The sequence below is a fragment of the Streptomyces sp. NPDC059524 genome (assembly GCF_042749255.1).
Lineage (GTDB): Bacteria > Actinomycetota > Actinomycetes > Streptomycetales > Streptomycetaceae > Streptomyces > Streptomyces xanthii.
In genome coordinates, this window is the sequence record NZ_JBHYTK010000214.1 from 1 (window position 1) to 11,323 (window position 11,323).

General features: G+C 74.6%; 11 protein-coding genes. 1 reads left to right on the top strand and 10 read right to left on the bottom strand.

Annotated features, from left to right (window positions below):
• Positions 1-19 precede the first annotated feature (19 nt).
• The 10 genes from ACFW9D_RS35520 to ACFW9D_RS35565 all read right to left on the bottom strand — a co-directional run bounded on the left by ACFW9D_RS35520 (position 20) and on the right by ACFW9D_RS35565 (position 10,779).
• Complete coding sequence (locus ACFW9D_RS35520; protein ID WP_384629132.1) at positions 20-496, bottom strand: acyl-CoA dehydrogenase family protein; 477 nt, start codon at positions 494-496, stop codon at positions 20-22.
• Between the two features lie 33 nt (positions 497-529).
• Positions 530-904: an ectoine synthase gene (locus ACFW9D_RS35525; RefSeq protein ID WP_188341957.1), complete on the bottom strand. Its 375-nt coding sequence runs from the start codon at positions 902-904 to the stop codon at positions 530-532.
• A gap of 2 nt (positions 905-906) precedes the next feature.
• Complete coding sequence (trpA, locus tag ACFW9D_RS35530; protein WP_188341956.1) at positions 907-1,758, bottom strand: tryptophan synthase subunit alpha; 852 nt, start codon at positions 1,756-1,758, stop codon at positions 907-909.
• Positions 1,751-2,791: an anthranilate phosphoribosyltransferase gene (locus tag ACFW9D_RS35535; protein ID WP_188341955.1), complete on the bottom strand. Its 1,041-nt coding sequence runs from the start codon at positions 2,789-2,791 to the stop codon at positions 1,751-1,753. Before ACFW9D_RS35535 ends, trpA begins: the two co-directional genes overlap by 8 nt.
• A 2-nt stretch (positions 2,792-2,793) precedes the next feature.
• Positions 2,794-3,075 carry a phosphopantetheine-binding protein gene (locus ACFW9D_RS35540; protein ID WP_188341954.1) on the bottom strand — a complete coding sequence of 94 codons (282 nt, stop codon included), beginning with the start codon at positions 3,073-3,075 and terminating at the stop codon, positions 2,794-2,796.
• A 1-nt stretch (position 3,076) separates the two neighbouring features.
• Positions 3,077-4,579, bottom strand: coding sequence for a class I adenylate-forming enzyme family protein (locus ACFW9D_RS35545; RefSeq protein WP_384629138.1), 1,503 nt, complete (start codon positions 4,577-4,579; stop codon positions 3,077-3,079).
• Positions 4,580-4,663: 84 nt separating this feature from the next.
• On the bottom strand, positions 4,664-6,010 hold the full coding sequence (locus ACFW9D_RS35550) for an SWIM zinc finger family protein (protein ID WP_384629142.1): 1,347 nt from the start codon (positions 6,008-6,010) through the stop codon (positions 4,664-4,666).
• Positions 6,007-8,847 (bottom strand): DEAD/DEAH box helicase, encoded by a 2,841-nt coding sequence (locus ACFW9D_RS35555; RefSeq protein ID WP_384629145.1) that lies wholly within the window; start codon positions 8,845-8,847, stop codon positions 6,007-6,009. The genes ACFW9D_RS35550 and ACFW9D_RS35555 overlap by 4 nt, the downstream gene beginning before the upstream one ends.
• Positions 8,848-8,929: 82 nt before the next feature.
• Positions 8,930-9,763: an ABC transporter permease gene (locus ACFW9D_RS35560; protein ID WP_188341950.1), complete on the bottom strand. Its 834-nt coding sequence runs from the start codon at positions 9,761-9,763 to the stop codon at positions 8,930-8,932.
• Positions 9,760-10,779, bottom strand: coding sequence for an ATP-binding cassette domain-containing protein (locus ACFW9D_RS35565; RefSeq protein ID WP_384629148.1), 1,020 nt, complete (start codon positions 10,777-10,779; stop codon positions 9,760-9,762). Before ACFW9D_RS35565 ends, ACFW9D_RS35560 begins: the two co-directional genes overlap by 4 nt.
• 166 nt (positions 10,780-10,945) lie before the next feature.
• Here ACFW9D_RS35565 and ACFW9D_RS35570 point away from each other — a divergent pair, with 166 nt between their 5' ends.
• Positions 10,946-11,242: an antibiotic biosynthesis monooxygenase gene (locus ACFW9D_RS35570; protein ID WP_188341948.1), complete on the top strand. Its 297-nt coding sequence runs from the start codon at positions 10,946-10,948 to the stop codon at positions 11,240-11,242.
• Positions 11,243-11,323 lie beyond the last annotated feature (81 nt).

Below are 11,323 nucleotides of genomic sequence, written 5' to 3' on the forward strand. Positions count from 1 at the left end.
AGCTCGGTCGGCGGCTGGCTCAACGGCGTGTGGAACATGGTGCAGTCCGGAGTCGGTGGGGGGCCCCCGCGCGCGCCGGCGCGAGCCCCCCCCGCGACCCCCCAGCTTGGGGGTGCGGTCGCCTGGGGGGGGGCCCACCCCCCCCCCCGGAGCAGAGGGCGGGCAGGTAGCGCTCCTTGAGCCCGGGCGAGCCGAAGCGCTGCAGCGGCACCCCGGTACTGGCCAGGTGGGTGCAGACCGAGAAGTTCAGACCGGCGTCGCGGCAGCCCTCCCCCAGCCCCTCCAGCACGTACATGGTGGTGAGCAGGGACTGGCCGAGGCCGCCGTGGCGCTCCTCGAAGGGCAGGCCCAGCAGGCCCGTCCCGGCCAGCAGCTTCCACTTGTCGTGCGGGAAGGCGGCGGCCGCGTCCCGTTCCACGTGCCCGGAGTTGAGCTCGTCCAGGTAGGGGGCCAGGCCGTCGCGCAGGGCCTGCTGCTCGGTGCTCCACTTGATCATGGGATGTCCGCTCGGTGTCCGCTCGGGGGGGGATCAGTACTGTGAGAAGTCGGGCGAGTCGAGGTTGTGCTTCTCGTCGCCGCGCAGGGCCGGGGTGAACACGCAGACCAGGCGCAGGTCCTCGTGCGGGCTGGCGATCAGCCAGTGGGCGTCGTGCCGGTCCAGGGCGTAAAGGGTCCCGGGGGTGATCGGGTGGGAGTTGCCCGCCTCGTCGACGACCTCGCCGCTGCCCTCGATGCAGTAGCAGGTCTCCAGGTGGTTGCGGTACTCCAGGCGGGACTTGGTGCCGGCCTTGACCACGGTGTCGGTGACCGAGTAGCCGACGCCGTCGGACTGGGTCAGGAAGCGGCGGCTGAGGCCGTTGCCCCACTCCACGCTGGTGACGTCCTCGAGCTTGCGCACGATCATGATCAGATTCCCTTCGTAGTGGCGGGGACAGCGGTGGACGGGAGGTACGCGGGTGTGGCGCCGCGCAGCTCCCTGGTGAAGGCCGCGAACTCCTCTACGGGGTCGCGGTGTTCGGCGAGGGCCCGTTCGATCCGCTCGACACCGGCACTGCCGACGACGACGGAGTGCGCGCCGAGCCCTTCGAGCCGGGTGATGTCGGCGGCGGTGCGGACGCCGAACCCCACGGCGACCGGGGCGGTCGCGTCGGCCTGGAGCGGGCCGAGGACCTCGGCCAGGCGCCGTTCGTCCAGCGGGGCGCCGGTGCCGCTGCGGCCGTAGTGGGCGACGAGGTACAGATAGGCGGAGGCGTGCGCCGCGGCCTCGGCCCGCACCTTCGGCCCCGACACCGCGTAGCACGTGGTGACGACGGGCAGGTCGGCCCGCGCGGCGGCCTCCAGGTACGGGTCGCGGGCGCGCGGCGGCAGTCCGTGCAGGAGCAGGCCGTCGCAGCCGGCGTCGGCCACGGACCGGGTGAAGTCGCCCAGGCCGGGGCCCTTGACCGTGTGGCTCCAGTCGGCGAGCAGGGCGACGCGCAGGTGGCGCAGGGCCGGCCGGGCGGCGGCGACCGCGTCGAGGACGTCGCGGGCGGTCACGTCGTGGGCCAGGGCCCGGCGGGCCGAGCGGCGCACGACGGGGCCGTCGGTGACGGAGTCGGGGAAGGGCACGGCCAGTTCGAGGCAGTCGACGTCGTTCTCGTCGAGCATGGTGAGCAGGTCGGGCAGCAGGTCCAGGGGCGGGTCGCCGGCGTTGAGGAACACGGCGAGGCCGGGCCGCCCGGGGCGGCGGCGGGCGAAGAAGCCGGGACGGTCAGACAACGGACACCGCCCGGGTGCGCAGCCGCTCGACCAGGCCGTGGACGCTGCCGTCGTGGATCGCGGTGCGGGCCGCGGTCAGGGCGGCGTGCCAGTCGGCGGTGAGGCGTCCGGCGACGGCGAGCGCGGCCGCGTTCAGGCACACGGCCTGTTCGGCGACGGGGTCGCCGGCGCCGCGCAGCAGGTCGAGGAAGTGGCGGGCCACGTCGGCGCGGCCGGTGGTGACCGGGGCGAGGTCGCCGAGGTGGCCGCTGCTCAGGCTCAGCGCCTGGGGCCGCAGGGTGAACTCGTCCTCGCCGCCGCCCTCGTAGGTGCGCACGCGATTGGGGACGATGCCCAGGAGCTCGTCCGCGCCGAGGTCGTTGGTGCACACCCACACGGTGCGGCCGGTGCGGCGTGCCGTGTGCTCGGCCGCCTGCCGGACGGCGGGCAGCATCCTCGGGTCGGAGACGCCGGTGAGCTGCGCGGTGACCGGGACACCGGCCAGGAAGGGGCCGAGGACGTTGACGAAGCGGCCGATGTCGCGCAGGTCCAGGGGCAGCGCGGCGCGGGCGAGCAGGCCGATCTCGGCGGGGTAGACGAAGGTACCGGCGAAGGCGATGCCTTCGCGGTCGAGCACCTCGGCGGTCTCCTCGTAGGAGCGGGTGAGGTCGATGCCGAGGATCTCGAGGAGGTCCAGGGAGCCGCAGCCGCTGGTGTAGGCGCGCGAGCCGGTCTTGACGACCCTCGCGCCCATGGCGGCGGCGGTCAGGGCGGCGGCGGTGGAGATGTTGAAGGTGCGGGGGCCGCCGCCCGTGCCGACGATGTTGACGGTGTCCTGGAAGGGCACGGTCAGCGGGGGGCGGCGCTCGTCGAGCGAGTCGAGGAACGCGGTGAGCGTGGCGGCCCGGGGAGGTGCGGTGGACAGCGAGGCGAGCAGGGCCACGGCCTCGCCCCGGCGCAGTCCTCCGTCGTGGAGCCGGTCCCACAGGGACCGCCAGCTCTCCCGCTCGACCGGCCGGTCGCCGCCGATGAGGGTGACCAGGGCGTCGTGCATGGCTACGCCGCCCCGGCCCGCTGCGCGAGGGCGTCCGCGACGAAGGCGGCGATGGCGGTGACCGAGCGGAAGGCGTCGGGGTCGAGGTCGAGGTCGTCGGTGTCGATGTCGTACGTCGACTCGATCCAGGCGATGACCTTGAGCAGGCCGAGGCTGTCGATGACGCCCGCGTCGAGGAGGTCGAGGTCGGCGTCGAGGTCCTGCGGGCTCACGTCCGGCAGGAACTCCTCCACCACGAACCGCTTGACGGCGGTCAGGTCGTGGGTCGTGTCGGTGTCGGACATGTCAGCTCTCCTTGCTGGGGCGGTGGGTCGGTTCGGGGGCCGCGACGGGCACGCGGTCGCGGTCGACTTTTCCGGTGGAGGTGCGCGGCAGCGGCTCGTCGGTGATCCGTACGGTGGCGGGCACGGCGGCTCGCGACAGTCCGCGGGCCAGATGGCCGCGCAGCACGAGGCTGTCGAGGCCGCTGCCGCCGGTGCGGCGCACCACGGCGTGCAGCAGGTGGCCGGCGACGGGGTCGGGCCGGGCGAGGACGGCCGCCTCGGCGACACCGGGGTGGGCGAGGAGGACGTGCTCGACCTCCTGCGGGTTGACCCGCACGCCGCGGACCTTGACCTGGAAGTCGGTGCGGCCCAGGAGGGTGTGGCGGCCGTCGGCGTCGCGGTGCACGAGGTCGCCGCTGCGGAAGAAGCGGCCGTCGGTGGTGCCGCGCGGGTCGGGCACGAAGGCGGCGCCGCGGGCGCGGGCGTCGAGGTAGCCGGGGCTCTGGAAGGGGGTGGAGACGTACAGTTCGCCGCTGCCGGGGCCGTCCAGGACGCGGCCGTCGGGGGTCACGACGAGGGCCTGCACGCCGGGCAGGGGCCGGCCGAGGGGCGCGGGCACGGTGAGGTCGACGACCTCGTGCAGGAAGCTGTCGTTGGTCTCCGTGCAGCCGTACAGGTTGCTGAGCCGGGCCCCGGGCAGCAGGGCGGGGAGCCTGCCGAGCAGCGGCACGGGCATGCTGTCGCCGGTGAAGACGGCGTGCCGCACGCCCGGCAGGGTGGTGCCGTCGCGGTCGGCCGCGTCGGCCAGCAGCCGGTAGAACATCGGCACCGCCTGGACGATCTCGGGCCGGTGGCGGACGACCTGGTCGAGCAGGTACCGGCCGCGGGTGGCCCGGTCCGGGTCGACGAGGACGATCCGGCCACCGTGCGCGAGCGTGGTCCACACGTCGAGCAGGCACAGGTCGAAGTTGAGGGGGGCGTGATTGAGGACCGTGGTGCCGGGTCCGATGCCGAAGTGCCCCGCGGCCCAGCGCGTGAACGCGGTGATCGCGTCGGCCGTCAGCGGGACGATCTTGGGTGTGCCGGTGGAGCCGGAGGTGGTCAGCAGCAGCAGCGGCGTGCCGTCGGGCGCCTCGGCGCCGCCGGTCGGCGCAGCGCCCGCGCCGCCGTCCGCCGCCCCGGGTTCGAGGACGTGGCGGGCCGCGGCCTGCTCGTGGAGCGCGGCCCGCACGTCGGCGCCGAGACTCTGCGAGGTGAGCAGCACCGGGCGGCGCTCCAGCTGGCAGGCGAGGAGCAGGGCCAGGGTCGCGGGCGTCTTGGTGGCCTCGACGGCCACCGGCTCGCCGGGCGGCAGGCCGAGCGCGGCGACGCGCCGGCGCTCGGCGCCGGCCAGGGCGAGGAGTTCGCCGTAGTTGGTCTCCCCGTCCCGGCCCACGAGCGCGATGGCGTCCGGGTGGGCGCGGGCCCGCGCGAGGAACGCGTCGGCGGGCGTACGCCCGCTCTCCGCACTGGCTGCGCCTGACATCACCTGAGTCCCTCCGGCCGAACGGTCTGCAACCGATCCTGGGACGCGCGGCTGGAGAACCGTTCGAGCGGCGGTGTACGGGGGTCAGCGTTCCAGCAACTCCGCCAGGACCGGGGCCGGTTCGGTGCCGGCCGCTCCCGAGGGAAGCCACTCGGCGCCCTCGCGCCGGTAGGGGTACCAGCGGCCGTCGCGGCCCAGGCGCAGTTGCACGCCCCGCTCCTCGAAGGTCCAGTGGTTGTCCTGGACCAGCGGCGCCGGCAGTTCGTCCTCCTCCCAGCCCTCCGCCAGTTCGGTGCGGGTGCGGGCGAGGACCGGTGCGCCGGGGGCGAAGGTCTCCTCCAGGACCTCGAGGCCCGCGGCCGCTCCCTGCCGCCAGGCCGCGGCGGCCGCCGGCAGCCGTTCTCCGCGCCCGCTCGCCCGTCCGAGCCGGTCCAGGGTCCGCGCGTCGGCGTGGGCGGCGAGCCGCACCGTGTCCTGCCACGGCGTCAGCGGTGGGGGCGGGACGGCGGTGCGGCCGAGCGCGTGGGCGAGCAGGGCGCGGGCGCGGACCGCGGCGTCGGCGGCCCGCATCTCCAGCGGGTCGGCCTCGATACCGGAGCGGGGCAGGTCGTCCGTGTCCACCGGGTCCGGCAGTCCGGGCGGGGCGGGCAGGGGTGCGACGGGGCGCGCGTAGGCCTCGGCGGCCTCCTGGAGTTCCCGCTCCGCCTGCCGGCCGGCGTCGTCGTCCTCGGTCCCTGTCCCCTCGCTGTCACCGGCCTCCCGGTCGTCCCCGACCCCGGCTTCGTCCCTGACCTCTTCCTCTTCCTCGTCCTCTTCCTCGTCGAGGCCGCCCATGGCGTGCAGCAGCACCGTGGTGCGCAGTTCCTCCAGCGCCTCGTCGCGGTCCCGGCCGCGGCACAGCAGCAGCAGGAACGGGTCCTGGTCGAGCAGCCAGCCGAACTGGTAGGCCAGCGCAGCCGCGTGCGCGCACGGGTGGTCGAACGAGTCACAGTCGCACTCGGCCTCCAGGTCGCCGTAGCCGGGCAGCATCCGCACCCGGGCGTCCTCGACGGCCTCCAGGAGGTCCGGCGGCAGCGTGCCCTCCAGGACGGCCTCCAGCTCGGCGGGCCGGTCGGCGAGCTTCTCCCACAGCAGATCCCACTCCTCGTCGTCCAGCACGGCGAGGGTGATCTCCACCCGGTGCGTCTCCTCGTCGTGGACGGTGACCGCGATCCGGCCGGGCGCGACGGACACCGGTCCGAGCCGGCCCGAACGGGCCGCGCTGCGCCCCTCCTTGAGCGGGTCGGCGTCGAAGAGGCCGTCCTCCAGGGCGTCCGCCCAGGCGCCCGCCCACCAGCTCTGGCCGCGGACGCGGCCGCCCCGGCGGGCGGGAAAGGCCGCGAAACCGCGGGCCCTCGTGTCCCCGGCGCCGGCGTCGTCGTAACCGCTCAACTCGTGCTCCTCAGCTCGACCAGGTTGGCCAGTTCGTCGTTGGTCAGCTCGGTGAAGGCGGCCTCGCCCGAGCCGAGCACCGCGTCCGCCAGCTCCTTCTTCGCCTGGAGCATGGCGGCGATGCGGTCCTCCACGGTGCCCTCGGCGACCATCCGGTGAACCTGCACCGGGCGGGTCTGCCCGATGCGGTAGGCGCGGTCGGTCGCCTGGGCCTCCACGGCAGGGTTCCACCACCGGTCGAAGTGCACGACGTGGTCGGCGCGGGTCAGGTTCAGGCCGGTGCCGGCGGCCTTCAGCGAGAGCAGGAAGACGGGCACCTCGCCCTCCTGGAAGCGGCGGACCAGGTCCTCGCGCTTGGCGACCGGGGTGCCGCCGTGCAGGAGTTGGGCCGGGACGCCGCGGTCGGCGAGATGGCGTTCGAGCAGCCGGGCCATCGCCACGTACTGGGTGAACACGAGCACCGCGCCGTTCTCCGCGACGATGGTGCCGAGCAGTTCGTCGAGGAGCTCGAGCTTGCCGGAGCGGCCGGACAGCCGCGGGGAGTCCTCCTTGAGGTACTGCGCGGGGTGGTTGCAGATCTGCTTGAGACCCGTGAGGAGTTTGAGGACCAGGCCCCGCCGGGCGATCCCCTCGCTGCCGCGGATCTCGGCCATGATCTCGCCGACCAGCTTCTCGTACAGGGAGCTCTGCTCGGCGGTGAGGGTGACCGGGCGGTCCGTCTCCGTCTTGGGCGGGAGTTCGGGTGCGATGCCGGGGTCCGTCTTGCGGCGGCGCAGCAGGAAGGGCCGCACCAGTTCGGCGAGCCGCGCCGCGGTGTCCTGCCGGGGCCCGCCGTCCTCCTCGGCGATCGTGCGCTCGGCCTCGATGGGCCTGGACCAGCGGGTCCGGAAGGCCCCGTGGGAGCCGAGCAGGCCGGGCGTGGTCCAGTCGAGGATGGCCCACAGTTCCGACAGGTTGTTCTCGACGGGGGTGCCGGTCAGGGCGATCCGTGCGTCGGCGGGGACGAGCCGCAGCGCCTTGGCGGTGCTGGACTGCGGGTTCTTGATGTGCTGGGCCTCGTCGGCGACGACCATGCCCCAGGAGTGCGCGCCGAGCCGTTCGGCGTCCAGGCGCATGGTCCCGTACGTGGTGAGGACGAAGCCCGCGTCGGCACCGTCCAGGCTGCGTCCGGCGCCGTGGAAGCGGCGGGTGGGGGTGCCGGGGGCGAAGCGGCGCACCTCGCGCTCCCAGTTGCCGAGCAGGGAGGCGGGGCAGACGATCAGCGTCGGCCCCGTCGTGGCGGGGTGCTCCTGGCGCAGCAGGTGCAGGGAGATCAGCTGGATCGTCTTGCCGAGCCCCATGTCGTCGGCGAGGCAGCCGCCGAGTCCGAGCGAGGTCATCCGGTCCAGCCAGCGCACGCCGCGCAGCTGGTAGTCGCGCAGGGTGGCGTCGAGCGCGGCGGGCGGGCCGAGGGGTTCGCCGCCGCCCTCGGGGTCGCTGAGCCGGGCGCGCAGGGCCTCCAGCCACGGGGTGGGGGCGACGCGGACCGTCTCGCGGCCGGCCACGGCGACCTGGGTGAGGGCGGCGCCGAGTGCCTCGATGGGGGTCAGGGGTTCGAGTTCGGGCTCGCGCGCCTTGCGGGCGAGCGCGGCGGGGATCAGCAGCCAGCGGTCGCGCAGCCGGACGACGGGGCGCACCGCGTCGGCGACCTGCCGGGTCTCGGTCTCGTCCAGCGGCTCGCCGTCGAGGGTGAGCTGCCAGCGGAAGCCGACGGCCGCGTCCGCGCCGCCGAAGAAGGAGCGCAGGTCCTCGGGCGCGTCGAGCCCCGCGCCGACGACGGCCACGGCGTCCAGGGCCCGGCTGTCCTCGGCGGGCCAGTGCAGGTCGATGCCGTGGGCGCGCAGCCGGGCGGCGCCGTGGCCGAGCAGTTCGTCGATCTCGGCGTCGCTGGGTTCGAGGTCGCCGGGCACCGGGAGCAGGCGTTCCAGCGGGGCCCAGACGCCCGCGGCACGGCGGGCGGCCTGCGCGATGTCGTTGACGGCCTGCGGGCCGAAGCCCGGCAGGCTGCCGTCCAGGACGGCCCGGGCCGGTCCGGCGAGGGTGGGGTCGGCGAGACTGTGCGCCCAGGGCACCAGCACCGGGGTGGGCGGCTCGCCGGGGGTGGTGCGCAGTTCCAGCCGGAAGGAAAGGCGTACGCCGCTGTCGATGCCGGCGGAGATCTCCTCGGCCCAGGCCCGCAGTTGTGGGACGTGCTGGGGTGCGGCGGCGGCGAACGCGGCCCGGCCGGAGGCGGCTTCGGCGGCCGGGGTGCGGGGCAGCGTGTCGGCGACGGCGTCGACGAACGCCCGGACGAGGCCCTCCGGTTCGGGCAGCCGGGCGGTGGTGCCCGGACGGGGCAGCGCGCGGGCCTCGGGCGGCATCGCGGCGGCCAGCGCGCGGACCCGGGTGATGTCCTCGGGGTCGAGCGGTCCGGCGCGCCAGGTGTCGTATCCGCCCGGTGAGACGCCGGGCAGCATCCGGCTGCGGGCGCTCAGGTGCAGGGCGAGGACAGTGGTCGCGCCCCAGAAGGCGGCCGCCGGGTGGGCGTCGGCGCCGGGGCGGGCCGCGTGGGCGAGCACGGGGAGCGCCTCGGCGACTCCCAGGCGCAGGGCGGGGACGGCCCGGAGCATTGCCGTGCCGTCCTCCGCGGTGACCAGCGTGACCTCGGTCCTTTCGCCCGTCGTCCCGTCCGGGAGCGCGGCGCCGTCAGGACACCAGAAGGAGAGGTGCCCGGTACGGGCCGGGTCCCCGGGGTCGAAGACCACCGCGCACCGGGCCAGTGCGGTGTCGGGGCCGGCCGTCGTCACTGCCTGGGTCATCGGTCGGGTCGCTCCCCTTGCGTCGCGTGTGTGTTCCACGGGTGCGGGCCGTGCCGTACGGCCCGCGGGTCCTGGTGTGCTGTCAGCGTCCGAGGCTCTGGTAGCGGCGTACCGCCAGCGGGAAGAAGATCGCACAGATGACGGCGGGCCACAGGACTCCGAGAAGAATGGCGTGTTCCGCCGCCCAGGAGCTGCCCTGCCAGCCCGGGTTGCCGAACAGTTCGCGGGTGGCGGTGCCGGTGGCCGACAGCGGGTTCCAGTCGGCGATCGCGGCGAGCCAGCCCGGCATGGTGTCCGGCGAGACGAAGGCGTTGGACAGGAAGCCCAGGGGCCACACCAGGGTCTGTACGGCGGTGACGGCGGCGGTGTCGGTGAAGACGAGACCGAGGTAGATGCCGACCCACAGCAGGGCGAAGCGCAGCAGCAGGAGCAGGCCGACGGCGGCGAGCGCGCGGGAGAACCCTTCGTGGGCACGCCAGCCGACGGCGAGGCCGCACAGGATCATGACGCTCAGGCCGACGACCGAATTGAGCATGTCCGCGATGCTGCGGCCGGTGACGACGGCGGCGGACGAGGTGGGCATGGCCCGGAACCGGTCGGTGACGCCCCGGGCGGTGTCGGTGATCACGGCGAGCATCGTGACCTCGATGCCGAACACCATGGTCATGGCGAACATGCCGGGCACGAGGAACTCGCGGTAGTTGCCGCCGCCGGGTACGTCCATGGCGCCTCCGAAGAGGTAGCCGAACATCAGCACCATCATGATCGGGAAGAGCAGTCCGATGATGACGGGCGCGGGGTTGCGGGCCCAGTGGGCGAGCGAACGCCCGGTGAGCACCCAGGAGTCGGCGAGGGCCCAGCGCAGCGAGCCGCCGTCGCCGGACGTGTTCTGCGGGGTGGTGGTCGCGGTGGTCACACCGTCACCTCTTTCTCGTCCGCGGGGCGCTCCCCGGGCTGCTCTGCCGTCTGCTCCGCGGGCTGTTCGCCGGTCAGGTGCAGGAAGACCTCGTCGAGGGTCGGACGGCGCAGTGCGATGTCCTCGACGTCGATGCCGGAGTCCTGCAGGGCGCGGGCGGCGCCGGTCAGGGCGGCCACCCGGTCGTCGACGGGGCCGCCGACCCGCCGGTTGTCCTCGTCGACGTCGGCGCCGCGTCCGGTGACCGAGGCGAGCACGCCGGCGGCGGTCCCGAGGTCGGCGGCGTGGCGCAGGGTGATGTCGATGCGGTCGCCGCCGATGGCGGACTTGAGCTGGTCGGGGGTGCCCTCGGCGATGACCCGGCCGCCCTCGCCGCGCGGGGAGGCGATCACGGAGACGGAGTCGGCCAACTGGTCGGCCTCGTCCAGGTACTGGGTGGTGAGCAGGACGGTGGTGCCGCCGTCGACGAGAGAGCGCACCGCCTCCCAGACCTCGTTGCGGCTGCGCGGGTCCAGGCCGGTGGTGGGCTCGTCGAGGAAGAGCACGCGGGGGGCCAGGATGAGGCTGGCGGCCAGGTCCAGGCGCCGGCGCATACCGCCCGAGTAGTCCTTGACCTGCTTGTCGCCGGTGTCGGCGAGGCCGAACTGGGCGAGGAGTTCGTCGGCCCGCCGTCCCGCGGCCTGCTTGCCGAGGTGGAACAGGCGGCCGAACATCACGAGGTTCTGGCGCCCGCTGAGCACCTCGTCCACGGCCGCGTACTGGCCGAGGAGCCCGATCCGGGAGCGGACCTGGGCGGCCTGCCGGGTGACGTCGAAGCCGGCGACCTCGGCACGACCGCCGTCCAGCCCGGCGAGCGTGGCGAGGATGCGGACGGCCGTGGTCTTGCCGGCCCCGTTGTGGCCGAGCAGGCCGTGCACGGTACCGGCCGGCACCCGCAGGTCGAATCCGCTCAGGGCGGGGGCGTCACCGTAGCGTTTGCGCACGTCCTCGGCATGGATCGCGTACTCGGATCCCATGGAAGTCCTTCCTCACAGGGCTCGGGGCGGGGGCTGGGGGGCGACCCGTGGGCACACCTTCGCCCCAGCATGCCCGGGCCCGCTCGGCTGTCTCTCGAGTGTCGCTCGAGCCCGGGGGAGGACGTTCCAATCCCGTACCGTTCGCACCCGTTCTGGAGGAAACACCGTGGTCACCTTCGTCAACAGGTTCACCGTCACCGGCCCCGCGGCGGAGTTCGAGCAGCTCTTCGAGCAGACGTCGGCCTTCTTCGTGGCCCAACCCGGCTTCGTCGCACACCGGTTGATGCGGCACGCGGACCAGCCGGGCAGCTATGTGAACGTGGCCGAGTGGCAGGACGCCGAGTCGTTCCGCCGCGCGGTGACGCATCCCGACTTCGCCCCGCACGCGGCGGCGCTGCGCGCCCTGTCGACCAGCGACCCGAACCTGTTCACGACCACCGTGCTGGAGCGGCGCAGCAGTTGAACGCGGGTGCGGGAGAAGGGGGGGGGGGGCGGGGGGCCCCCCCCCCCCCCCGGGGGGGGGGGGGGCCCCCCCGGGGGGGCG